Here is a 23168-nt window from a genome sequence, read left to right on the forward strand (position 1 = left end):
ACCGACTGCACCGACTGCACCGACTGCACCGACTGCACCGACTGTACCGACTGCACCGCAAAAAACTCAGAAAAATACTGACGAAGCTAAGGTCGCTGTTAGCGAATTAAAAACATCTGCAGAGAAAACTAAACCTCTCGAAAATGAAAAGCTTCAATCAGCCCCTAATGATGAGTGGAAGAAAAAGCTTATTTTAGTTCCACCGCCAATAAAAAGCACATCACAGGCAGCCCCATCAGCTGTCTCTTCACAGGATAAGTCTAAATTTACAACGATTGATAATATAGAATATGTAAATAATGAGTATCTTGAAGATCAAGAATTTAATCTTGAAGGTAAAAAGCGTTTTTATCTTATGCCTGATGGCTTAGGAAGAACTGAGTCAATAGAGCGTAAAAAAGGTGTGAGTCGTTCAACTTTAGATCAGCTTTTTAATCGGCAGGCTAAAGATGACGAATCTACTGTTGTATTGGCCCCAACATATATGCGGTTATCTTCGCAAGAGTTAGAAGCAGCTTTTGAACAAGACAAATGTTTTATTAAAGGTTATAACAAATCAATTAAGACGCTTAGCATAAATAAAGAAGTAAGTTTATGGCCCCGTAAGCCATTGAAAGAAAAATTTGAATATGAAGTAGTACAGCTAAATCCTTCTGTTCAGCATTTAAAACTTATGTCATTTGCTGCTAGTAATGAGAAGCCTCTTTATTACTGGCCTCTAGTAATCTTTTTAGATAATAAGGGTTGCATTTTAGAAGGAGTCAGTGGGTTTAAGAGTAAATCTTATCCTTCAACGATGTTACAACATTCATCAATTCAAGGCGTTTTGAAAGTACCACCTTCAGCACATTACATGATGATGACGCCTTTATCCTCTGCGGTGGATGTTGGAGAAAAAGAGTTAACAAATCAGGGACAAATTCAAATTTCCGTATTACGTTAAAAATAAGTAGGGTATCTAATGAATAAAAAAGTTTTATGGCCTTTTGCACTAACCACATTAGCGATCATGCTAAATGGTTGTGGTGGCGGTAGTTCCAATATTAGTGAAGATCCGAATTCTGGTAGTAATAATGGAAACTTATCTTCAGGCAGTTGTACACCGACAACGAGTGATATTGGTGCAGAAGATTCAACTTGTTTGCAATTCGCTTTAGATTACCCGATAGGTGGTATTAATTTCGATTGTAGTTCGGCAACAAATTTTCATTACGCTACTAAATTTTCCGGAAACGCAGTAATTGGATCGTGCAAAGTAGGCGATACAGCACGTTTTTATGTTCAGAGTAAAGATAATAAAAAGGTTTTCTTAGGAAACGTTAATCTTGATACGATTGGAAAATTTACTGCCATTAATGGTAATACTAAACAGAGCAATCCGATATATTTAAGAGTGCTGGATTTGGCAAGTGGTATTACTGGTAAAACTCCAGCAACATTAGATAAAAATGATGAAACAATTAAAGTGGCGATTGCTTTAATAAAAATCTTCCAAAGTATTGGTGTGGAAAATGGTGATAACCTGATTGGGGATATACAACCGACACAACTTACAGATACAAAGAAAGATCAACTTACTAAAATTTCTCAGAGCGTAACCGCTACAGAATTAAAAAATGGTGCTTATGCAAGTATTTTGAAACCATGGCTGGATGTAGGGCAAATCTCTGATGATGAAGCTTATAAGTTAGTCGTACAAACGACGAATTTAAGTAATGCTGGCGTTTTTCAATCATTAAATTTATTTAGTAGTTCATCACCGATATTACAAAATTATCAAGTTTTCAGAGGTTGTAATAGAACTACACAGGAAGAATGTTTTAATAATACTACTAATTTACGCCATTCATCAGATGAGCTTTATTTATTATCAGACCGACAAGGTTATACATTAGGATATGGTTTACAGTGGAAAGGAAGCGCCGTTGTAATAGATAACAAAGTACAAAATCCTTATTTGTTAACATCAAAAGTTAAACCAGCTAAATTAAATGTAAACGCACAGAATGCTTGGTTAAATCCTGTTAGCCGTGAGGTTCAGCCAACGACTCCACTTCGTTTAAGTTCCTCTGATAATCCGAATGAAGATTTACAGATTTATCAAGGTAAATTCTTTAATGACTATGGATTGGCGGGGACAGAACCATTCTATAAATACTTAACAAAACTCAGTACAGGTAATCCGCAACATTATGGTCTCTGGCGTCAAAACGTTGATGGTGATAGCTATAATGGGATATTGAGTATAATTAAAAGTAGTCCTATTAGTTACCTAGAAAGAACAGTTTTTAAAACATCGGGTAATGTAAAATTAGGAGAAACTTATATTTTTCCTCTACATGCAACACTGACATTTAATTTTTCAGATAAGACAATTCAACCTGTAAATTTAGGTATTGTTATTGATGAAAATGGTGATATTCGTACTGATATCAAACCTAATTCCACAACAAATGACATGTCAGGCCAATGCGCCACAGTGTCTGAAAATAGTTTAGTGGATAGTAATGGAGTCCAACAATATCGGATTGGTACTACAGCTGCGACAGTTGATGATTCTTCAAATAGCGAACAGTCTGTTTACGTGCGTATGATTTTATCTAATCCAAAATTTGAGAATATTGATGGTGTGATGGTTGGGCTAACTTTTGTAGGTCCTTCACCTGGTCCAGCAAAACTAAACTTATTTAACTTGTTGGCGAATAAGGTAGATAGTACGAGTATTGATTTCGATACTGATACTGCTTGGTATAATCAGCATGCCGCAGTTCAAGCAAGTTATAATAAGCTTAAGGATGTGCCTGCTCCAACCGCTGCGGATAAAGCTTTGGCTCAACGTATGTTAGGTACAGTAACAATCAAACTAGCGGATCAGTCTATTCCCGCATGTAAAGCAATTAAAACTAAATCTTAAAATATTAAACAAATAAAAAAGACCGCGAAAGCGGTCTTTTTTATTATCTAATTGATTAGCCAGTATGGTCTAAACGAGTACCCAAAGTTTCAAGATGCGTTGGAAAAACTTGTTGTTTACGGTCTTCAAAATAATGTCTTAGTGTATGTTCAACGCTAGGAAAGGCAAGTTCGCCCCATGGAATTTCATGTTCTTCAAACAGGCGACTCTCGATACTTTCTTCGCCTGCACCAAAAATTCCATCTTTCAGCTGTGCTTTAAACAGCACATAAATTTGACCAATACGAGGAATATTGTACATACAATACAGTTGCTCTATTTCAATCTCGGCTTCTGCTTCTTCACGAGTTTCGCGTGCTGCACCTTGTTCCATGGTCTCGAACAATTCCATATAACCAGCAGGTAAAGTCCATAAACCATAACGAGGTTCAATCGCACGACGACAGAGTAATACTTTGTCTTCCCATAACGCTAAGGCACCGCAGATTACTTTGGGATTTTCATAATGAATATTGCCACAATGAGTACAAACACGGCGTACTTTATGATCACCTAAAGGAATTTTTTGTTCGGTTTTATGCCCACACGCTACACAGAAACTCATAATTATCATCGAGTATAGAGATGCCTCAGCATAACTGAATTTTTAGACTTACGCATCAACTCTATGTCTTAAGTTTATTTTTCAGATATGATGCAAAGAGAGACAGAATAATAGGTGAATGGTATGGAAGAGCACTTGCTAACACATAAGTTACAGCAAAGATTGCGCTTTTCCACCCGCATACAAGAAGCACAAGCAGCAGTACTGATTGCTATTACAAATGAAAATGATCCTAAGGTACTGCTTACACGCCGTTCAATACATATGAACAACCATGCGGGGGAAGTTTCTTTTCCGGGTGGAAAACGTGATCCCAGTGATACCAGTAATATCGTTGTAGCGCTAAGAGAAGCTCAGGAAGAGACCGCTTTAAATCCTTTTGATGTGCAGTTGTTAGGTGATTTGCCAATGCAACGTGCACGAAGCGGGTTGTCTGTAAAACCCATTGTTGGGCTTATTCCCCCAGAGGTTCAATTAATACCTCAGCCTACTGAAATAGATCGAATTTTTTTTGTGCCTTTGCAAGAATTAATTGATACAAGACCCATGCCTTACGAAGTACGTTATGCCCATCAATCTTTATACTTTCCGAGTTTACAGATTGATAATGAAATTATTTGGGGTTTAACTGCTCGTATGTTAGTTGCTCTGTTTAAATATGGATTGGGTTATCAGAAAGAGTGGCCATTTTTACTCAACTCACCAACATTTGGTATGCCAAAATTTTCACATAAGAATAAATGATCAGGATTGATAAATTATGATGTATAGCTATCAAGGACAGCACCCAAAAGCATTATATGAACCATGGGATGGCTGGGTTGCTCCAACTGCAACACTTATTGGGCAGGTGGAACTAGGCCGTCAGGTCAGTATTTGGTTTGGTGCAGTAGTTCGTGCTGATAACTGTGTAGTGCGAATTGGTGATTTTTCTAATATTCAAGAAAATTCTGTCTTACATACCGATGCTGGGCTAGAGCTAAATATTGGTGAATATGTCACAGTCGGGCATAAAGTTATGCTACATGGCTGCACGATTGGTGATAACAGCTTGATTGGTATGAATGCCGTGATTTTAAATCGAGCTGTGATTGGCAAAAATTGTATTATCGGAGCCAATGCCTTAATTCCTGAAGGGAAAGTCATTCCAGATAACTCAGTGGTGATGGGATCGCCCGGCAAAATTGTTAAGACTTTAGATGAGGACGGTGCGGCAAAAATACGGTTGAGTGCATTGCATTATGCTGAACATTTTAAAAGTTATAGTGATTTAAAAGAATTTCACTTTTAACTCTTTTTTAGCAATATATTTTTTATGCCAAGTTAAATCTTGGCATTTTTATTTAGACAGAGAACAACTCGCCTATCAGAGCCGAGTGGGGTATCATAACTCCCGTTTTTAATCTGATTTAATACTAAGGTTGTGCATGAAATTGCTGGCGTTGGAAACTGCAAATGAGCAGTGTTCTATCTCATTAGTCGATGAAACCCAAGAACTGTTTTTTCAACTCGATACGCGGGCGAAAGCACAAACCCAGACCATTTTGCCGATGATTGAGCAGGGGCTACAACAAACAGGTCTTGAGGTTGCTGGTCTGGATGCAATTGCCTTTAGCCGTGGGCCGGGTTCTTTTAGTGGCGTCCGAATTAATGCAGCTGTGACTCAGGCTTTGGCATGGTCACAAGATTTACCCGTTATTCCCGTTTCGAGTTTGCAAGCTTTAGCTCAAGCGGCATACCGACTTGAAGGTTTAGAACAGGTGACTGCGGTTCTCGATGCTCGTATGAATGAAGTTTATATTGCAAGTTTTATTCTAGACGAGCATGGAATTATGCAATGTATTGATGAAGAAAAATTAATGGGCTACGAGCCAGCGACTGCTTATGCAAAACATTGCTTAATTGGTTCGGGTGCAAAGCTCCTTCAAGCTGATGCAGAGCATCAAACAATCACTGCAACAGCACAAGACATTGCTTCTATTGCACGTGTTTATGCAGCGCAAAAGCAGTGGGTTGATGCTGAACATGCTTTACCTGTTTATTTGCGTGATGATGCATGGAAAAAAATAGCAGATCAGGGTAAAGCAAAATAAAGGCACTACTCATGCACATATATTTTGAAGTAGATTTTCAAGAACAAGCACAGCACTACCAAGCTGTACTTTGTTCTAGAGGTGTGACTGTAGAATTGCAGCCAGTTGAAAAGCTGAATGCACGTTTTTTGCGTTTAAATCCTGAGTTGGCACTTTGTGCAGATGAAAACGGGCTATGGTTATCTGCAAATGGCATGAAAATGCAGCCCGACTGGAAAGCCGAAATTTCCCGTTTAAAACGTGCAAGTCTTAAATCAGAAATGATTGCTCGGGCTTGTCAGTTAGGTGAAAAACCTGTCTTAATCGATGCTACGGCTGGTTTAGGCCATGATAGTTTGCTCATGGCTTATCTTGGCGCACAAATACAATTGGTTGAGCGCCATCCGATTTTATTTACCTTACTTGAAGATGCAAAAGCTCAAGCTGAACAAGATAGCTTTTTAAGCCAGTTTATGGATCGGATTCAACTGATCTTTGCTGACTCTGCAAGTTATTTACAACAGTTACAGCAAACAGCTCAAATGATTGATGTGGTTTATCTAGACCCGATGTTTCCACAGCGTGATCAGAATCATCAAGCAATCAAAAAACAAGCTCAAGTTAAAAAACAGATGCAGCTTTTACATCTACTTTTACCCGAAGATGGTGAGATGGATTTAGGAGATAATTTGCTGGTTTTGGCACAGAAAGTTGCTAAACGTGTAGTGGTTAAACGGCCACGCCATGCTATTTTCTTGGCAAATCAGGAGCCAGCTCATCAATGGCAAGGAGATGCTTGTCGTTTTGATGCGTATTTTCAGTAGGCTTATGTAAGGTTAGGTTTTATTGCTTGAATAATGCACAAATATATGTGATATAGTTCAAAAGCATGATTGCTAAAATTCTTAGCAGGCATACACTTAAGATGCCTGACAAAAACGAAATTTTTGAAAACCTTTTATGATTGATCTTAAACCCTCCATTAACTTTTGGCATGATTTTAAAAGCAACCAAATTGCCGGAATGTGGCTGTTTTTGGGATCAAGACGTTCTTTACAAATTGTACATCCATCTATTCTTCAGCTCATTGTCTGGGGAATTTTAGGGGGATGTACTAACTCTCTTTATAGCTGGCTTGTGGCCGGTCAAATCGGTGATTTCAATTCACAAGGTTTAATTGGTTATGCACTTTGGCCGTTTATTGCCTTAATTGTTGGTATTTTCTTATCACAGCGCACCAATCAACCTCGTTTAATGCTAGTGCCTGCTTTACTTTGGCTGGTTCTAGATACCAATATTTTATTAATTCAATGTTTAATTCAGTATTTGGGCTCTAACGGTTATCTCAACTTTATTCCCGATGCTATTTATAACGGAATTTTACCAAGCCTATTTGTTGCTTTGTTCGTATGGCAAAGCTTAGCCGTTATTTGGGTTTTCTCACGTGAGCTCAAGTGGCCTTGGTGGGAACGTGCACTTGTCATGGTTGCGACTATTGCAACAATGGTAGTGTGGCAACTTTCTGTAAAAGATCAACCGATTTGGAAGGTCGAAGATTCGGCTCCAACATTTGCTGAAGATGCTTTTTATGCACAAAGTAAGCTGCTGAATGATTCTTTAGAGCAAGTCCAATATGGTGAGCAGGCAAAAAGTCATTGGTATTTTTTAGGCGTGGCAGGTGATAGCTACCAAGATGTTTTTAAATCGGAAGTAGTCCGTATTAAAGAACAGTTTGATACACGCTTTGCTACTGTGGGTCGTTCGATGATGTTGGTCAATAATCCAGACACCCGTACAGAAATTCCGATTGCCTCTAAAACCAGTATAGAGTTAGCCCTACGCCGTATGGGGCAGCAAATGAACCGCGATAGTGATGTCCTATTTCTATATATGACTTCACACGGTGAACAGAATCACTTCGAAATTGAAAATGCACCATTAGATCTGGGGCAAGTAGACCCTAAATGGTTGCGTGAAACACTTGATAAATCCGGTATTCGCTGGCGTGTAATTGTTATTTCTGCCTGTTATTCAGGAAGCTTTATTCCTGCTTTACAGTCTCCTGATACTTTAATTATTACTGCATCTGCTGCTGATAAAACTTCTTTTGGATGTAATAACGAAGCTGACTATACTTATTTTGGTCGAGCTTTCTTTGATTTGGCTATGCGAGAGCAATCTTCGATGAAAGATTCGTTTAACACAGCTAAGCAAACTGTAACCAAATGGGAAGTGGCTCAAGGTGTAGAACCTTCAGAGCCTCAGTGGATGATTGGTAAAAATATGGAACTTATGCTACCTCAATTGGAAAAGTATCTATTTCCTCAGCAAAATACTGGTAGTGTAGATATTGCTCAAACAAAAACAGAGGCCAAAAACGATGCAACTCCTGCAAACAAACCGCTGCTTTGAAGGTGAGCAACGTGTTTACCAATTTGAATCTCAGTTATTAAAAGGGCCAGCTAAGTTTGGGGTGTATTTTCCACCAGCTGCATTAGAAGGTAAAGCTTGTTCAACCTTGTTTTATTTAGCAGGTTTAACTTGTACTGAAGAAACCTTTGCCATAAAAGCACATGCACAACATATGGCGGCACAATTAAGCCTAATACTGATTACACCGGACACTTCTCCTCGTGGAGAGCAGGTTGCTGCAGGGGATAATTGGGATTTAGGTCAAGGCGCAGGTTTCTATATTAATGCAACGCAAACACCTTGGTCTGAGCATTATCAAATGGAAAGCTATTTGATTGATGAGTTATATCCACTCATTTTGAAAAGCTTTCCTGTAAACGCTCAACAAGTTGGTATCTTTGGGCACTCAATGGGTGGCCATGGCGCATTAACTTTGGCTTTTAAATATCCTGAAAAGTTCAAGTCTGTATCTGCTTTTGCACCGATCTGTGCACCAACTGAATGTGCATGGGGAGACAAAGCCTTTAGTTATTATTTAGGTGCAGATCGCGAAAGCTGGCTTGCTCATGATGCCACAGCTTTAGTCTTGAAAAATGGTGCAGTGTTTGATGAAATTTTGGTTGATCAGGGATTGGATGACCAATTTTATGAACAACTTCACCCTGAAAAATTTAAGCAAGCATGTTTAAAAGCAGGACAACCTTTAACTTTAAGACAACATGCTGGCTATGATCATGGCTATTACTTTATTCAAACCTTTATGGATGAGCATTTACAGTTTCATGCAATCCAGTTAGAAAAGGTAAATGGCTAATTAATGTTGCCATTCCACCTGAAATTCTTGTTGAGCCATGCGGTTTAGATGATCAAGCACGACTTTTTCTAAGTGGTCATGGTCATCTAGCTGGCTATCAATAGCAACGTTTAACTGCTCTGTTGCAGGGGCAAGCGTAATGGTTGCTGTAGGCATTAAAATTTTAAAATCTTGTTCAGTCTCTTGTACTTCAAATTTGTGTTTCCAATGATTAACTAGACGTTTTGCAATACGTTTACCATCATTTGTTAATAGATGAGTTGTGCTTTTCATTATCAATCCTCACATTACTTTAATGTACCTTAACAAATTCATTTAGCGCTTAGCATTCTAATGTTGCAACGTTACGTTGCAAGTTTGAAATGTTGCGATTTGAGCAAGGAAGAGCAGGCCAAGTAGACGGTTTTTTGTTATAATTTTAAGCCTCTCCTTAAACTCTTAGCCAGGTCATCCACTTATGTCCAAGCCTTATTTGATTGCTCCTTCTATTTTATCTGCCGATTTTGCTCGTTTAGGCGAAGATGTAGACAAAGTGTTAGCCGCAGGTGCAGATGTAGTGCATTTTGATGTAATGGATAACCACTATGTTCCAAATTTAACTTTTGGTGCTGGCATTTGTAAGGCTTTAAAAAGTTACGGGATTACAGCGCCTGTTGATGTGCATTTAATGGTGTCTCCGGTTGACCGCATTATTGGAGACTTTCTGGAAGCTGGTGCTGATATTATTACGTTTCACCCAGAAGCCTCTCATCACATTGACCGTTCATTACAGCTGATTAAATCAGGTGGGGCAAAAGCCGGTTTAGTATTTAACCCTGCAACGCCATTACACTATTTAGATTATGTGCTTGATAAAGTTGACCAAATTTTAATCATGAGTGTGAACCCTGGCTTTGGTGGGCAAAAGTTCATTCCAATGACCTTAGAAAAATTGCGTGAAGCTCGTAAAATTATTGATGCGAGTGGTCGTGATATTCGTTTAGAGGTAGACGGTGGTGTTGGTCCTGCAAATATTCGTGAAATTGCAGAAGCTGGTGCAGATATGTTTGTAGCTGGTTCAGCCATTTTTGGTCAACCAGATTATAAAGTTGTAATTGATCAAATGCGTGCAGAACTTGCGAAAGTAGGTAGTGTAGACGCTTAAAAAAGTATGCTTAATCAAGGGGAAGCTTGTGGATAACTTTGTTTATAACTGTATGGATAACTGTGTTGATAACCATATGGATAAGATGTTGGTAAAATAAACAAAATTAGATCAACTGCTTATTCTCTAGGCTGAATGTGTGAAAAAAGAACGTTTTGGCGTTCTTTTTTTATGCGGGTTGGATATTTTATTAGCTGGTTTTTTATTAAGCTTTACTAAAAAATAACCTGTGCAAAAAACGATAATACTGTGTGTAGGTCTTTTAATAGATATATAGATGTAAAACTGTAAAAGTGTCATGAAAAATAAAGCTAAATTTGGTTTAATAAGATTTTAGTAAGAGATCTAGATAATTAATGACGATAAAAATTTTAGCGGTAGATATGGATGGGACTTTTCTTAATTCTAAGAAGCAGTACAACAAAGCACGTTTTTTAAAACAGTACGAACAACTCAAACAAAATAATATTCATTTTGTGGTTGCCAGTGGTAACCAACTCGCAAAGCTTGTTACCTACTTTCCAGAAATTAGTCATGAAATTGCTTTTATTGCAGAAAATGGCGCACATGTTTTAGATGCAGGGCAAGAAATAGCTTTTGCTCATTTAAGTCAGCAACAATTTATTGAGACATTAAAAGCAATTGATTCAACCTATATATCTAAAATGGTGATCTGCGGAAAGCAGAGCGCTTATGTACACAAGTCTATGCAAGCCGATGACTATGCTAAGGTCGCTCGATACTTTGAAAAGCTAATAGTTGTAGAGGATTTTTATGCATTAAAAGATTTGGTGTGCAAAATTACTTTTATTGCTCAGAAAAACGAAAGTTTTGCTATTTTTCAAGATCTTCAGCAGCAAAGTTTTGTTGCAGATCAATTATTAGTTCCCGTTTCAAGTGGTTTTGACTTTATCGATCTTATTCTTCCTGACCAGCATAAAGCACATGGTTTGAAGCTTCTATTAGAAAAATGGCAGGTTGAACCTGATCAAGTGGTTGCAATTGGTGACAATAATAATGATATCCAGATGATTAAAGCAGTGGGTTATGGGTTTGCGGTTGAAAATGCAGTAGAAGCTTTAAAAGCAGTAGCACCGTATACGACTGTGAGTAATGAGCAAGAGGGTGCATTGCAAGTGATTGATTTAGTGCTTCAGCATCAATCACCATTTGTTTAATTAATTTAAAACAAACAGTTAAGATGGAAAAATTGTATCTCTTTTAAAACTTAGTTATGCTAATGCACCTAAGATATATAAATTGCATAAGGCAATAAACGACAATGGCCCTACAACACTTACGCAAGTATGCTTGGTTTGTGTTCCTAATGACTTTGGTCATTGGGTGGAGTGGTGTGTCTATTGCTCAGACGCCTATGCAGCATGATCTTCACACGATGCCGTGTCATAGTGAAAAAATGACTCATCACTCTGTACATGTTCAAGCAGATGATCAGACTGTATGTCATCAAACCATGACGCAGTCTCTTCATTCGCACGGTGAGCATTGTAAGGACTGTAACCCCGTACATTGCCAAATCGTGAATCTGGCTCTGCAACAAGCGGTCCCAGACCTTGAATCACAATTTGTTCCCATATCGTCTCAATTTAGCAGTATTTATCAGGCTCAGCATTTAGCCGGATACTGGCAAGAAATTTTACGTCCTCCTAAAGCTTAATCCTTTCTTACTTATTTTTTAATTAAAAAGGATTACAGCAATGTCTCATAAAACAATTAGCAGCTTAGTCGCTGTATTTGGGCTATTGGTTTCACCATGGTCCCTCGCGGCAATTAAGGAATATCACCTTAATATTAATGAACAACAGGTCAATGTTACCGGTCAGCCGCTCAAACGAATTACGGTAAATGGCAAGTTTACAGCACCACTCCTTGAGTTTGAGGAAGGAGATGAGGCTGTTATTCATGTTCATAACCAATTAAAGAATCAGGATACGTCTTTGCACTGGCATGGGTTGTTACTGCCAGGGTTAATGGATGGCGTACCGGGTTTCAATGGTTTTAAAGGAATTGCTCCAAACGGAGATTTTGTTTACCGCTTTAAGGTGAAACAAAACGGCACCTATTGGTATCACGCCCATAGTAAAGGCCAAGAGCAAGACGGTTTATATGGCCCACTCGTGATTTATCCGAAAGGGAGAACACCAGTTGCAGCACATGAAAAAACTGACCGTGATTATGTTGTGATGCTTTCAGATTTTCATAACTCTTCTAGCGATAGCATTATGAAGAATTTGAAAAAATCTGCTGAGTATTATCAAAATCGCCGTGAAACCGTATCTGATGTCTGGAAGCAGGTTAAAGCTCAAGGCTTAAAAGCAACTTGGCAAGATCGTTCGATGTGGAACCAGATGCGGATGTTAAAAACCGATATGTCTGATGTGACGGGTTATACCTTCTTAGTCAACGGTAAGACACCGCAGCAAAACTGGACAGGGGATTTTAAGGCGGGAGATAAGGTTCGATTACGATTTATTAACGCATCGGCAATGTCATTTTTTGATGTCAGAATTCCAAACTTGAAAATGACAGTCGTGAGTGCAGATGGGCAGCCAGTAAAACCTGTTGCAATTGATGAGTTTCGTATTGGCACAGCCGAAACCTATGATGTGATTGTTGAACCTAAACAGGCAAGCTATCAGATTGAAGCAGAGTCAATTGACCGTAGTGGTTTTGCTATTGGTACTTTGCATGATGAAAATACTCAGGTGGTTGGTCCAATTCAAATGCCACAGCCACGTCCGCGATCTTTATTGACCATGGATGATATGGGCATGAGTCATGGTGATGGAGCGAGTGATGAACATGCTGGCCATCAGATGAACATGCAACATGACATGTCTGCTATGCCTGAAATGAAACACGATATGCAGGCAAAGCCATCTAGTGAGCATGATCACGCTATGATGAATATGAATCATGAAATGCCAGCTCAATCTGAAAGTACGACTAAAAAAGATGAGCCAGTTTATGGCTGGGCAAATGCTTCAACACCAGCCGGTATGAAAGAATTGCAGTATAGTGATTTGCAGTCTTTAACACCTCAACCAGACACCCGTGCGCCGGAACGAGAATTAGTCATTCGTTTAGGCGGAAACATGGAGCGTTATATCTGGACCATTAATGGCAAGAAATTTAGCGAAACTGAGCCATTACAAGTTAAATATGGTGAACGTATTCGCTTGAAGTTTGTGAATGACAGCATGATGGCCCATCCAATGCATTTACATGGCATGTTTATGCAATTAGAAAATGGTCAGCAAGCTGAAAACTTACCTAATAAACATACCGTTATTGTTCCACCAGGAAAGACCGTTACTGCGTTATTGACAGCCGATGCCTTAGGAGAATGGGCGATCCATTGCCATTTGCTCTATCACATGAGTGCCGGAATGATGAATAAGTTGATTGTGGCTCAAGTGAATGATGGAGCAGTAGATGCATCTCAAGCACCTGTTCAATCTGAAAATGAGAAAGGAGCTAGTCATGCGCATCACTAAGTTATTTTCTCAAATGATATGTTGCAGTGCTTTCTCGAGCGTATCTGTATTTAGTTTTGCTCAAGAACCTTTAACACATGATCATTTACGCGAACATGGTGGTCAGGTTTATCAGGCGACTACGATTGATACAGGCTGGACTCAAAATGAAGAGGGAGAAGGTAGTTTTTCTTCTGAATTAGAAAGTTGGGTGGGAACTGATGAAAACAAACTATTTATCAAAGCTCATGTTGAAAAGGCTGAGTCAGAAGATACTAATTACGGTGGCTCATTACTTTACAGTCGAAATGTAGCTGATTATTGGGATGTACAGGCTGGGGTGAACTACGAACGTTTACAGCGGGAAGACAAAAATCAAGATCGCTGGACAGGTGTAGTGGGTTTACATGGCATGGCACCTTACTTTTTTGAAACCGATGCCTATCTCTATGCCGGTGAAGACCAGCTATGGAAGTTAAGCTTAGAGACGGAAAGAGACTTACTCTTTACCCAAAAGTTGATTGGTAAACCTTATTTAAAAGCAGACGTTGTTTTGCAAGATGAATCTCGCTATGCCAGTAAAACAGGTCTATCGAGTTTACAAGCTGGTTTTCAAACCCGTTATGAAATCAACAAAAAGGTCATGCCATTTGTTGATGTCGGTTATGGCTATGAAAAAGGCTTAAAACAAACTGCTTGGCAAACTGGAACCGACTCTGAACATGGTTGGTATTATGGAGCAGGGTTAACACTAAAATTCTAATTGCAGAACAAAAAGTAAGCTTAACGACATGCCATTGGTTTATACTAATGGCATTGTTTTTTGTGTCAGTTATGGTGCACAGATGGCTTTAGAAAAACAAGAGAATCAAATACATTTAAGTAAAAGTAGTTCTAGCTGCGGGTGCTCAAGCATGCCTTCTCAGGAGTATTCTACGCCTAGTGAACGCGGGGCTAAGAAGAGCCAATGGGTGAGTTATTATCATATTCCTCACATGGATTGTGCAGCCGAAGAGCAAATGGTACGGATGGCTTTAGCCTCTTACGCTGACGATATTCAGGAACTTAATTTTGATTTACCAGCACGCCATTTGGCGATTTATCACAGTGCTCAAGCTGAAATGATTACCCAAAGCCTACAACGTTTAGGATTAGGAGCCGAGTTACAACAAACGCAGCCACATTATGAACCTGTTGAAAAACCTAAAAAGGTTAGAGCCAGTTCTTCAATGAATGCAGCACAAAAGCAAGTTTTACAATGGTTGTTACTCATTAATGGGGTCATGTTTGTCATTGAGTTTATGGCAGGCATTATTGCTTCATCGACAGGGTTAATCGCCGATTCGCTTGATATGTTTGCCGATGCTGCAATTTATGGCATTGCCTTATTTGTGGTAGGTAAAAATCTTAATGCTCAATTAAAGGCTGCACATTTATCTGGTTGGTTGCAGTTCGGCTTAGCCATCATTGTGTTAATTGATGTGCTGCGTCGCTTTATATATGGCAGTGAACCTGTTTCAATTTTAATGATTTTAATTGGTGGATTAGCGCTTGCAGCCAATATTAGTTGTCTTTATTTAATGAGTGACCATAAAGAGAGTGGGGCACACATGAAAGCAAGTTATATCTTTTCTGCAAATGATGTCATTGTAAACTTAGGTGTTATTGTTGCGGGAATATTAGTTGCCATTACAGGTTCTCCTTATCCTGATTTAATTATTGGGCTGATTATTGTTTTATTTGTTTTAAATAGTGCCCGAAAAATTTTACAGTTAAAAAACCAATAAGATTTTCTAAGACAGGCTAGCTTTAGATAGGGTTTGCCTTCATTTTTTATTTTAAAGTAAACTGAGCCTTCACATAAAGGAGGAACGACCTCCCCCATAATGGGTCATCATGTCAGGACGACCTGACAATATAAAAATTAGTGAATGTTATGGCTTGGGCTATTTTAATTTTAGCAGGTGTATTTGAAATCATTTGGGCATATTCTATGAAAATGTCCGAAGGTTTTACACGCTTAACCCCTAGTATTATTACTGTAGTTTTTATGATTTTGAGTGTAATTCTACTTTCAATTTCAATGAAAACTTTACCTCTTGGCACTGCCTATACGGTTTGGACAGGAATTGGCGCAATTGGATCATTTTTAGTTGGTATATTTTTTCTCAATGAACCAATTGGAGCTATGCGAATGATTGCCGCTGTACTGATTGTGTCAGGTTTGGTTTTAATGAAAATTTCGTCGCCGTCCTAAGAGAATAAACTATGTTGCTGTCTTATAAGTATATCAATTCGCCTGTTGGGCAATTAAAGCTGGTTGCGAATGAAAATGCTTTAGTGGCAGTACTCTGGGAAAATGAAAATCCAAAACGTGTTCGGCTGGCTGAGCTGGTCGAACAAGTTGAACATCCAGTTTTATTAAAGACTGAGCAACAATTAGAAGAATATTTTGAAGGCAAGCGATGTGAGTTTTCTTTGCCACTAGATTTCGAAGGAACCGCATTTCAAAAACAGGTATGGGCTGCGTTACTCACCATCCCTTATGGGGAAACAAGAAGTTATAAAGAAATCGCAATTCAAATTGGTAATGAAAAAGCTGTACGAGCAGTGGGCGCTGCAAATGGGAAAAATCCGATTTCGATTATTGCGCCGTGCCATCGGGTTATCGGTGCGGGTGGGGCATTAGTTGGTTTTGCTGGTGGTCTTGATAAGAAAGATATTTTATTAAAGCTAGAGCAACAATGAGCCGTTTTGCGCTCGATTTTTTTAGACTTTTCTACTAAGCTGTCAAAAATGATATTTCATGAAGAAGGTGCTTCATTGCATCGCTTTTTTGAAATATTAATCTTATTCATAACAAACTCTGGATGTTCTAAAAATGGCTGTCGGTGACGTAACAATGCCACAAATGCATGTGGTAAAAGGTGTAAAAATTGGCTCAACAGAAGCATATGTACGTTACCCAAACCGACGAGATTTAGTTATTTTTGAGTTTGCAGAAGGTTCAAATGTTGCAGGTGTATTTACCCAAAATGCATTTTGTGCTGCACCTGTTCATGTCTCTAAAGCCCATCTTACCCAAGGTAATCCTCGCTATTTAGTGATTAATACGGGTAATGCCAATGCAGGTACTGGACCTACAGGCTTGAAAAATGCTCAAGATACTTGCGCAAAATTAGCTGAGATTGCTGGGGTAAACAGCTCAGAAATTTTACCGTTTTCTACAGGTGTAATTGGTGAGCAGCTTCCAATGGAGCGTTTACTTGCTGGACTTCGACCTGCATTAAATACTTTGCAAGAGGCTGCTTGGTATGATGCAGCGTCTGGCATTATGACCACAGATACAGTACCAAAAGGTGCATCTGAACAATTCGAGATAGATGGCATTACTTATACTATGACAGGTATTAGTAAAGGCGCTGGCATGATTCGTCCAAACATGGCAACCATGTTGAGCTTTGTAGCTACAGACGCACCTATTAGCCGTGATTTAGTACAAAGCTTATTAAAGACAACGGTTGAGCATTCATTTAACCGTATTACGATTGATGGTGATACCTCAACCAATGACTCTTGTATTTTTGTGGCAACAGGTCAGGCAGGTGGAGCTGAAATTACTTCAATTAACGATGCACGCTACGCTCAGGTGTTAGAAGTACTGGCTCGTGTTATGAATCGTTTAGCACAGTTAATTGTACGTGACGGCGAAGGTGCAACGAAGTTTATTACTGTTGCTGTAGAAGGCGGTGGCAACACACAAGAATGTTGTGATATTGCTTATAGCATTGCACATTCACCACTCGTCAAAACTGCACTTTTTGCATCTGACCCGAACTGGGGCCGTATTTTGGCGGCAATTGGCTATGCTGGAGTGAAAGACTTAGACGTATCTAAAATTCAGGTATGGCTAGATGACGTACAAATCTGTAAGGATGGTGGAGCTGCCGAGGACTATACCGAAGAGGCGGGTGCGCGTGTTATGGCACAAACAGAAATTACCATTCGAGTTGATTTAGGACGCGGTCAGGCCAAAGACACGGTATATACCTGTGACTTATCTTACGACTATGTCAAAATTAATGCTGATTACCGTTCTTAAATATCAGTTATAATCAAGCCTCGACAAAGAGGCTTTTTTATTAGCCCCATCTTTTGATATTAAATGATTCAAGTTAGTAATCATTTAAGCAGTAACGTTATATGCGAGCAGGTATGCCAGCATGAAGGATAGAGAAGACGTTTTTATGAGTGATGCGACTTTAATTGCCAACGATGCAAAAAACATTGTACAAGCGCATTTAGACCGTTTAGGTGAGCCAAAAGACAACAGCTTAAGTGAAGAAGCAAAACAACAAAAGTTTGCTCAGATCGAAGCAGAGCTCAAAAAACGTGATGCTGTCCTTGTTGCACACTACTATTGCGACCCTGAAGTACAGGAGCTTGCCGAAAAAACAGGTGGATGTGTTTCTGACTCTTTAGAAATGGCCCGTTTCGGACGAGATCATGCCGCCTCTACACTGGTTGTGGCAGGTGTTAAATTTATGGGAGAAACAGCAAAAATTCTGTCTCCTGAAAAAACAATTTTAATGCCGACACTCGAAGCTACGTGTTCACTCGATTTAGGTTGTCCGGTTGATGAGTTCACTGCCTTTTGTGATCAGCACCCTGACTACACCGTAGTTGTCTATGCCAATACATCTGCTGCTGTTAAAGCACGAGCAGACTGGGTGGTGACTTCAAGCTGTGCAGTTGAAATTGTTGAACATCTTGATAGCTTGGGTGAAAAAATTATCTGGGCACCAGATCAGCACTTAGGCCGTTACATTCAAAAGAAAACCGGTGCTGATATGTTGCTTTGGGATGGTGCATGTATTGTGCATGAAGAATTCCGTGCACGTGGCATTGCCAACATGAAAGCACTATATCCAGATGCTGCTGTATTGGTACATCCTGAGTCTCCAGAGTCGGTTGTAGACATTGCAGATGCGGTAGGTAGTACTTCTCAATTGATTAAAGCTGCGCAGACTTTGCCAAATGAAAGACTCATTGTGGCAACTGACCGTGGTATTTTCTACAAAATGCAGCAAGCTGTACCAAATAAGATTTTAGTTGAGGCGCCAACAGCAGGTGAGGGTGCAACTTGTCGTTCATGTGCACACTGTCCATGGATGGCAATGAATGAACTCGATGGAATTTTAGAAGTTTTACAAAAGGGCGATCAGGAAATACACGTAGATCCAGCACTTGCTGAACGTGCCAAAATGCCTTTAGATCGAATGTTAGCCTTTAGTGCATCGTTAAAGCGTTAAAAATCCTCAAAATGCTTGTTAAATATACATTTGATAAGGATTTTTAACTTTTTTTGACAATAGGTGTTGACGTCTGAGGGCGTCGCGCCTAGAATGCACACCGTACCGCACGATGTGCGATACAGCAAAAGCTGAGATAGATCGGAGCATAGCACAGCCTGGTAGTGCACCTGGTTTGGGACCAGGGGGTCGTAGGTTCGAATCCTACTGCTCCGACCACTTAAAATAATATTTTAAGATCGGCGAAGTATCGCATGATAAGCATCATCGGTTAAGCGCCTGTAGCTCAGTTGGATAGAGCATCCGCCTTCTAAGCGGATGGTCACAGGTTCGAATCCTGTCAGGCGCGCCACTCGGTAGCTTGGTACATAGAACTATTTGATGGTGGATGTAGCTCAGTTGGTAGAGCCCTGGATTGTGATTCCAGTTGTCGCGGGTTCGAATCCCGTCATTCACCCCAATTTCGGAGCATAGCACAGCCTGGTAGTGCACCTGGTTTGGGACCAGGGGGTCGTAGGTTCGAATCCTACTGCTCCGACCATATTTAAAAGCTTTCAAGCTTTATAAAATATCCCAAATATTAAAAAGAATTTCTTCTTATCTTATAGATAGAAGGAATTTTTTTGTTTTCTATTTAAAAATTTTAATTTAAACGCAATCCAATATTTGAACTCGTATTTTTTAATACATATAACCTCTGTTCTCTGTTCTCTGTTCTCTGTTCTCTGTTCTCTGTTACTGATATTTTTGTCTTAACTCATCTTTTTCTTTATCTGATAAAAATGCGATTTTAAGTCCATTTTCTTGAGCTGTATAAATTTGTTCAGGGGTTAATCCTGCCAATGGGGCAGCACTTAAATATTCATGTTGTATCTCAATGCCTTCTACAGCAGGGTCATCTGTATTAATAGTGGCAAGCACACCATGTTCTAAAAAAGTCTTTAATGGATGCTGTGCTAGTGAGGGTACTGTGTTGGTTTGAATGTTTGAAGTGAGACAAGATTCAATACCAATCTTATGTTTAGCCAAATAATCTAAAAGTTTTAAATCTTGAACTGCTTTAACGCCATGTCCAATTCGTTCGGCACCTAATTCTTCAATAGCTTGCCAAATACTTTCTGGGCCGGCAGCTTCGCCTGCATGTACCGTAATATGCCAACCTGCATCACGTGCTTTTTTAAAGTGATCAATAAATAAATTGCCCGGAAAACCAATCTCATCTCCAGCAAGATCCAACGCTTTAATATCATTTTTATGGGCAAGTAGAGCATTTAATTCTTTTTCGCAGGCTTCTTGACCAAAAGTACGGCTCATAATCCCAATTAAATTCGCTTTTACCCCGTAAGTCTGACTGCCTTCTTTTACACCAGCAATAACCGCTTCAACAACGCCTTCAAGTGGTAGTTGATGAGTCATGCCCATATAACCCGGTGAAAAACGTAGTTCTACATAATTTAGGCCTTGCTGTGCTGCATCTTGCATATTTTCAAAAGCAATACGTTTGCAGGCATCTAAACTCGCTAATACTTTTACGCCCCAATCCAGTTTAGATAAAAAACTTAATAAGTCGGGTTGGTTGTCAATCACTTGTACGTGTGGGCGTAAAGATTCAATGTCGTAGGCAGGCAAATCTAAATGGTATTGTTGCCCTAACTCTAAAATGGTTTGAATACGGATGTTGCCATCAAGGTGGCGATGAATATCTGTAAGGGGAAGTGTTTTTGTAATCATAGTTTTCTTCTTATCTGTTCATATCAATTCATCATGCCTGTTTAGGGTCACTGATAAAAGTTTGGATTTGCTATGTTTTTGTGAAAAGTGGTTTAGTGGAGTTTTTTGAACTTAAGATATTCGTTTAAGTTTTAATTTTGATGACATTGTTCTGGCCTAAGAAGATAACGCAGTCTGTGTAAGATACAAGCACTAAGATTTTTATTGTTTTTAATCTCGCTAAGCCTATCTTTTGTTGACTCTTTAAGAATAGATTGGCTAAAGAATGGTCATTGGTATTTCGCCTATTACTTGTAAAGATGAGCAAAGGCTTGCTAAAGACCAAACTGATAAGGCGATTAATTTATCTGTAGAAATCTATTTCTGGCAAGTAAATGAAAAGAAGAAATAGGAAGCGTTCAAATGAAGTCGGTACTTTGTCATCAAGCAAAATTAGAAGTAGTGGACCAACCGAAATTAACTCCTACAAAAGGACAGGTGTTATTAGAAGTGGTTCGATGCGGGATTTGTGGCTCTGATTTGCATATGCAACATCACTGCGACCACATGCATGATTTAGCCGCACGTGTCGGGTTTAATGGTTTAGCAAAATCTACCGATCCATTCGTACTGGGACATGAGTTTTGTGGCAAAGTTTTGGATTATGGTCCAAAAACTCGTCATAAATTTAAAGCCGATACACTCGTTTGTGCGATGCCTCTTTTGAATGTAGACCAGCATGGTTATTTATCTACAGGGCTTTCTCCAAATGCTTCAGGTGGTTATGCCGAGCAGGTACTTGCTCAATCGAGCCTGATGTTTGAAGTACCGAATGGCTTAAATGCAGATAGTGCTGCCATGACTGAACCTATGGCGGTTGCATTGCATGCTGTTCGCCGTAGCCGTGTGAAAACTAGTGAACCTGCTATTGTGATTGGCTGTGGACCTGTCGGGTTAGGTGTTATTTTAATGCTTAAAGCGGCTGGGGTTAAAACAGTGGTTGCTAGTGACTTTTCGCCAAACCGCCGTAAGCTTGCTGAGCAATGTGGTGCCGATATTGTGGTAGATCCGAAAGAGACATCGCCATTTGCCAACTGGAAAGAGTTTGGTTTGCTTGGTAATGTTTCTGATGCAATTAATATGGGCATGGGGCTGTTTGATAAGTTACAAGCGACACGCTTACCGTGGTGGCATGGGTGGCGCATGATTGATAAGTTAGGCGCTTTGCCAAAACGTCCTGTTATTTTTGAGTGTGTGGGCGTACCGGGTGTTTTACAGCAAATTATTGAAGGTGCACCTTTGTTTTCCCGAATTGTTGGGGTAGGTGTGTGCATGCAAAGTGACAAAATAGAACCTGCACTTGCGATTAATAAAGAGTTAGAAATTCAGTTTGTGTTGGGCTATACGCCGCTTGAGTTTCGAGATGCCCTGCATATGATTGCAGAAGGTAAAGTGAACTGTTCACCATTGATTACCGGTGTTGTCGGTTTAGAGGGTGTTACGAGTGCATTTGAAGCGTTACGAGACCCTGAACAGCATGCCAAAATTTTGATTGACCCGACACGTCGTGGTTCTGATATTCAATTGATGAGTCATTAATTCAGAGCTATTTACGCTTAACTAAAAAGGTTGTGATCTCATCAATCACAATCTTTTTATGAGTATAAATCGCAATATTGGCTGTTCAATAATAGCTATAGAGATGTGTTGCTTTTTAGCTGCTCTAATTCGTGGTAAATCCAGTCAACAAATTTCTGAATAGTTGGAGTTATGTCTTGGCTCGAATGAATGAGATAATACTTTCGGCTGCCTTTTAGTTTTTTATTAGAAACAATCACCAGTTCTTTTTTTTGTAGTTCAGATTCAATCAACATTTGTGGAATTAGAGCCATTCCCATGTCATGACTGGCGGCAACCGCAAGCATTGAAAATAACTCATGGCGTTGTCCATCAAAGGGTTTTGGATGTTGCATGTGATGAGTCAGAAACCATTCTTGCCAAATGCTAGGCCGAGTGGTTTGTTGCAGCAGGGGAATTTTTAGTAAATCTTCGGAGCTTAAATCATAGGTATTTTCATTGATCATCACTGCATCTGGAAAATACTTTTCGATCAGCGCTGGTGAGCAAACAGGTACAATTTCTTCATCCATTAAATAATGCGCTTGTATGCCAGGCCAGTGGTCAATTTGCTGCTGCGTACCTGCAAAAATAGCAGCGTCAAAAATATTGTCATTGAATAAAAATGGCTTGGTACTGGTTTCTAAATGAACCGTAATTTCAGGGTATTTTTGATTTAAAAGATGGAGCTTGGGTAATAACCAGCGCGTTGCAAATGTGGGAACAACACCTAACTTTAATGTTCCACCTAAACCTTTATGAGAAATGACATCGGCTGTACATTTCTCTAGCCCTAACAAGTAGGGTTTAATGCTTTTAAAATATTGTTGGCCCGCAATAGTTAGCTCGACGCCATGCCGAGTACGTATAAATAATTCAACTCCCAAGAAATCTTCTAACTGCTGAATTTGGCGCGAGACTGCACTTTGGGTAATACATAACTCTTGCGCAGCATAGGTATAACTTAGATGTTTTGCTGCACTTTCAAAGCAAGTCAGGCCCTGAATTGACGGGATACTTCTTCGCATAAATAGAATCCTTTTATTTGTCGTCATATTTCAAAACAGCATAT

General features: G+C 39.5%; 24 protein-coding genes and 4 tRNA genes. 24 read left to right on the forward strand and 4 right to left on the reverse strand.

The annotated features are described in order from the left end of the window. Positions 1-943, forward strand: a 943-nt coding sequence (gene filE / locus BMW38_RS16595; protein WP_092710110.1) for a putative pilus assembly protein FilE, incomplete at its 5' end; no start/stop codon positions are given. Between the two features lie 18 nt (positions 944-961). Next, a complete protein-coding gene (locus BMW38_RS16600) occupies positions 962-2914 on the forward strand; it encodes a putative pilus system protein FilF (protein ID WP_092710113.1) in 1953 nt (650 codons plus the stop codon). A 55-nt stretch (positions 2915-2969) separates the two neighbouring features. Here the strand turns inward: BMW38_RS16600 and BMW38_RS16605 are convergent, their stop codons facing one another. Beyond that, positions 2970-3518, reverse strand: coding sequence for an NUDIX hydrolase (locus tag BMW38_RS16605; RefSeq protein WP_045437523.1), 549 nt, complete (start codon positions 3516-3518; stop codon positions 2970-2972). Positions 3519-3632: 114 nt separating this feature from the next. Here BMW38_RS16605 and BMW38_RS16610 point away from each other — a divergent pair, with 114 nt between their 5' ends. The 6 genes from BMW38_RS16610 to fghA all read left to right on the forward strand — a co-directional run bounded on the left by BMW38_RS16610 (position 3633) and on the right by fghA (position 8816). Beyond that, on the forward strand, positions 3633-4262 hold the full coding sequence (locus BMW38_RS16610) for a CoA pyrophosphatase (RefSeq protein ID WP_092710116.1): 630 nt from the start codon (positions 3633-3635) through the stop codon (positions 4260-4262). 19 nt (positions 4263-4281) lie between these two features. Beyond that, entirely contained in the window at positions 4282-4809 is a 528-nt protein-coding gene (locus tag BMW38_RS16615; RefSeq protein WP_092710212.1) for a gamma carbonic anhydrase family protein, read from the forward strand. Positions 4810-4945: 136 nt separating this feature from the next. Beyond that, complete coding sequence (tsaB, locus tag BMW38_RS16620) at positions 4946-5611, forward strand: tRNA (adenosine(37)-N6)-threonylcarbamoyltransferase complex dimerization subunit type 1 TsaB (RefSeq protein WP_092710119.1); 666 nt, start codon at positions 4946-4948, stop codon at positions 5609-5611. An 11-nt stretch (positions 5612-5622) separates the two neighbouring features. Beyond that, positions 5623-6414: a class I SAM-dependent methyltransferase gene (locus BMW38_RS16625; RefSeq protein WP_092710121.1), complete on the forward strand. Its 792-nt coding sequence runs from the start codon at positions 5623-5625 to the stop codon at positions 6412-6414. A gap of 136 nt (positions 6415-6550) precedes the next feature. Further along, entirely contained in the window at positions 6551-8002 is a 1452-nt protein-coding gene (locus BMW38_RS16630) for a C13 family peptidase (RefSeq protein ID WP_092710124.1), read from the forward strand. Further along, positions 7971-8816: an S-formylglutathione hydrolase gene (gene fghA, locus BMW38_RS16635; RefSeq protein ID WP_092710127.1), complete on the forward strand. Its 846-nt coding sequence runs from the start codon at positions 7971-7973 to the stop codon at positions 8814-8816. The genes BMW38_RS16630 and fghA overlap by 32 nt, the downstream gene beginning before the upstream one ends. On the opposite strand, the gene BMW38_RS16640 is transcribed toward fghA, so the two are convergent. Beyond that, positions 8817-9089, reverse strand: coding sequence for a DUF2218 domain-containing protein (locus BMW38_RS16640; protein WP_009390654.1), 273 nt, complete (start codon positions 9087-9089; stop codon positions 8817-8819). A 184-nt stretch (positions 9090-9273) separates the two neighbouring features. Between BMW38_RS16640 and rpe the strand changes: the two genes are divergently transcribed. The 14 genes from rpe to BMW38_RS16710 all read left to right on the forward strand — a co-directional run bounded on the left by rpe (position 9274) and on the right by BMW38_RS16710 (position 19310). Next, positions 9274-9960: a ribulose-phosphate 3-epimerase gene (gene rpe / locus BMW38_RS16645; protein ID WP_092710129.1), complete on the forward strand. Its 687-nt coding sequence runs from the start codon at positions 9274-9276 to the stop codon at positions 9958-9960. A gap of 356 nt (positions 9961-10316) precedes the next feature. Continuing rightward, positions 10317-11138: a Cof-type HAD-IIB family hydrolase gene (locus BMW38_RS16650; RefSeq protein WP_092710132.1), complete on the forward strand. Its 822-nt coding sequence runs from the start codon at positions 10317-10319 to the stop codon at positions 11136-11138. A 104-nt stretch (positions 11139-11242) separates the two neighbouring features. Then, a complete protein-coding gene (locus BMW38_RS16655) occupies positions 11243-11638 on the forward strand; it encodes a hypothetical protein (protein ID WP_003655883.1) in 396 nt (131 codons plus the stop codon). Positions 11639-11678: 40 nt separating this feature from the next. After that, positions 11679-13478 carry a copper resistance system multicopper oxidase gene (locus BMW38_RS16660; protein WP_092710135.1) on the forward strand — a complete coding sequence of 600 codons (1800 nt, stop codon included), beginning with the start codon at positions 11679-11681 and terminating at the stop codon, positions 13476-13478. Continuing rightward, complete coding sequence (locus BMW38_RS16665) at positions 13465-14220, forward strand: copper resistance protein B (protein WP_213031188.1); 756 nt, start codon at positions 13465-13467, stop codon at positions 14218-14220. Before BMW38_RS16660 ends, BMW38_RS16665 begins: the two co-directional genes overlap by 14 nt. Before the next feature lie 28 nt (positions 14221-14248). Next, positions 14249-15244, forward strand: a complete 996-nt coding sequence (locus BMW38_RS16670) for a cation transporter (protein ID WP_213031189.1) — start codon at positions 14249-14251, stop codon at positions 15242-15244. A 149-nt stretch (positions 15245-15393) separates the two neighbouring features. Then, on the forward strand, positions 15394-15714 hold the full coding sequence (locus tag BMW38_RS16675; RefSeq protein WP_092710137.1) for a DMT family transporter: 321 nt from the start codon (positions 15394-15396) through the stop codon (positions 15712-15714). 11 nt (positions 15715-15725) lie between these two features. After that, positions 15726-16205, forward strand: coding sequence for a methylated-DNA--[protein]-cysteine S-methyltransferase (locus tag BMW38_RS16680; protein ID WP_092710139.1), 480 nt, complete (start codon positions 15726-15728; stop codon positions 16203-16205). Between the two features lie 133 nt (positions 16206-16338). After that, positions 16339-17559 carry a bifunctional glutamate N-acetyltransferase/amino-acid acetyltransferase ArgJ gene (gene argJ / locus BMW38_RS16685; protein ID WP_092710142.1) on the forward strand — a complete coding sequence of 407 codons (1221 nt, stop codon included), beginning with the start codon at positions 16339-16341 and terminating at the stop codon, positions 17557-17559. 145 nt (positions 17560-17704) lie between these two features. Continuing rightward, the gene (gene nadA, locus BMW38_RS16690; protein ID WP_092710144.1) at positions 17705-18769 is read left to right on the forward strand and encodes a quinolinate synthase NadA; all 1065 of its coding nucleotides are present in this window, start codon (positions 17705-17707) and stop codon (positions 18767-18769) included. 142 nt (positions 18770-18911) lie between these two features. Continuing rightward, positions 18912-18988, forward strand: a tRNA-Pro gene (locus BMW38_RS16695). 56 nt (positions 18989-19044) lie between these two features. Beyond that, a tRNA-Arg gene (locus BMW38_RS16700) sits at positions 19045-19121 on the forward strand. A gap of 32 nt (positions 19122-19153) precedes the next feature. Further along, positions 19154-19229: transfer RNA gene (locus BMW38_RS16705), tRNA-His, on the forward strand. 4 nt (positions 19230-19233) lie between these two features. Further along, positions 19234-19310, forward strand: a tRNA-Pro gene (locus tag BMW38_RS16710). Between the two features lie 194 nt (positions 19311-19504). Here BMW38_RS16710 and add read toward each other — a convergent pair. Next, positions 19505-20500 (reverse strand): adenosine deaminase, encoded by a 996-nt coding sequence (gene add, locus BMW38_RS16715; RefSeq protein ID WP_092710146.1) that lies wholly within the window; start codon positions 20498-20500, stop codon positions 19505-19507. A gap of 265 nt (positions 20501-20765) precedes the next feature. On the opposite strand from add, the gene BMW38_RS19730 reads away from it, so the two are divergent. Next, positions 20766-20891, forward strand: coding sequence for a hypothetical protein (locus BMW38_RS19730; RefSeq protein ID WP_280138567.1), 126 nt, complete (start codon positions 20766-20768; stop codon positions 20889-20891). An 11-nt stretch (positions 20892-20902) separates the two neighbouring features. Then, positions 20903-22078 (forward strand): zinc-binding dehydrogenase, encoded by a 1176-nt coding sequence (locus BMW38_RS16720; protein ID WP_092710148.1) that lies wholly within the window; start codon positions 20903-20905, stop codon positions 22076-22078. Between the two features lie 95 nt (positions 22079-22173). Here BMW38_RS16720 and BMW38_RS16725 read toward each other — a convergent pair whose 3' ends face one another. After that, the gene (locus BMW38_RS16725; protein WP_092710151.1) at positions 22174-23124 is read right to left on the reverse strand and encodes a LysR substrate-binding domain-containing protein; all 951 of its coding nucleotides are present in this window, start codon (positions 23122-23124) and stop codon (positions 22174-22176) included. Between the last annotated feature and the right edge of the window lie 44 nt (positions 23125-23168).

Source organism: Acinetobacter sp. yr461, from assembly GCF_900110445.1.
GTDB classification, from domain to species: domain Bacteria; phylum Pseudomonadota; class Gammaproteobacteria; order Pseudomonadales; family Moraxellaceae; genus Acinetobacter; species Acinetobacter calcoaceticus.

Excerpts from the sequence above, each read along its gene's own strand:
- BMW38_RS19730 (WP_280138567.1), top strand. The coding sequence starts at position 20,766 with ATGGTCATTGGTATTTCGCCTATTACTTGTAAAGATGAGCAAAGGCTT.
- BMW38_RS16670 (WP_213031189.1), top strand. The coding sequence starts at position 14,249 with ATGCCATTGGTTTATACTAATGGCATTGTTTTTTGTGTCAGTTATGGT.
- BMW38_RS16725 (WP_092710151.1), bottom strand. The coding sequence starts at position 23,124 with ATGCGAAGAAGTATCCCGTCAATTCAGGGCCTGACTTGCTTTGAAAGT.
- BMW38_RS16650 (WP_092710132.1), top strand. The coding sequence starts at position 10,317 with ATGACGATAAAAATTTTAGCGGTAGATATGGATGGGACTTTTCTTAAT.
- BMW38_RS16655 (WP_003655883.1), top strand. The coding sequence starts at position 11,243 with ATGGCCCTACAACACTTACGCAAGTATGCTTGGTTTGTGTTCCTAATG.
- argJ (WP_092710142.1), top strand. The coding sequence starts at position 16,339 with ATGGCTGTCGGTGACGTAACAATGCCACAAATGCATGTGGTAAAAGGT.
- BMW38_RS16675 (WP_092710137.1), top strand. The coding sequence starts at position 15,394 with ATGGCTTGGGCTATTTTAATTTTAGCAGGTGTATTTGAAATCATTTGG.
- BMW38_RS16665 (WP_213031188.1), top strand. The coding sequence starts at position 13,465 with ATGCGCATCACTAAGTTATTTTCTCAAATGATATGTTGCAGTGCTTTC.
- BMW38_RS16720 (WP_092710148.1), top strand. The coding sequence starts at position 20,903 with ATGAAGTCGGTACTTTGTCATCAAGCAAAATTAGAAGTAGTGGACCAA.
- add (WP_092710146.1), bottom strand. The coding sequence starts at position 20,500 with ATGATTACAAAAACACTTCCCCTTACAGATATTCATCGCCACCTTGAT.
- BMW38_RS16605 (WP_045437523.1), bottom strand. The coding sequence starts at position 3,518 with ATGAGTTTCTGTGTAGCGTGTGGGCATAAAACCGAACAAAAAATTCCT.
- BMW38_RS16680 (WP_092710139.1), top strand. The coding sequence starts at position 15,726 with ATGTTGCTGTCTTATAAGTATATCAATTCGCCTGTTGGGCAATTAAAG.
- tsaB (WP_092710119.1), top strand. The coding sequence starts at position 4,946 with ATGAAATTGCTGGCGTTGGAAACTGCAAATGAGCAGTGTTCTATCTCA.
- BMW38_RS16625 (WP_092710121.1), top strand. The coding sequence starts at position 5,623 with ATGCACATATATTTTGAAGTAGATTTTCAAGAACAAGCACAGCACTAC.
- BMW38_RS16660 (WP_092710135.1), top strand. The coding sequence starts at position 11,679 with ATGTCTCATAAAACAATTAGCAGCTTAGTCGCTGTATTTGGGCTATTG.
- BMW38_RS16630 (WP_092710124.1), top strand. The coding sequence starts at position 6,551 with ATGATTGATCTTAAACCCTCCATTAACTTTTGGCATGATTTTAAAAGC.
- fghA (WP_092710127.1), top strand. The coding sequence starts at position 7,971 with ATGCAACTCCTGCAAACAAACCGCTGCTTTGAAGGTGAGCAACGTGTT.
- BMW38_RS16640 (WP_009390654.1), bottom strand. The coding sequence starts at position 9,089 with ATGAAAAGCACAACTCATCTATTAACAAATGATGGTAAACGTATTGCA.
- nadA (WP_092710144.1), top strand. The coding sequence starts at position 17,705 with ATGAGTGATGCGACTTTAATTGCCAACGATGCAAAAAACATTGTACAA.
- rpe (WP_092710129.1), top strand. The coding sequence starts at position 9,274 with ATGTCCAAGCCTTATTTGATTGCTCCTTCTATTTTATCTGCCGATTTT.
- BMW38_RS16600 (WP_092710113.1), top strand. The coding sequence starts at position 962 with ATGAATAAAAAAGTTTTATGGCCTTTTGCACTAACCACATTAGCGATC.
- BMW38_RS16615 (WP_092710212.1), top strand. The coding sequence starts at position 4,282 with ATGTATAGCTATCAAGGACAGCACCCAAAAGCATTATATGAACCATGG.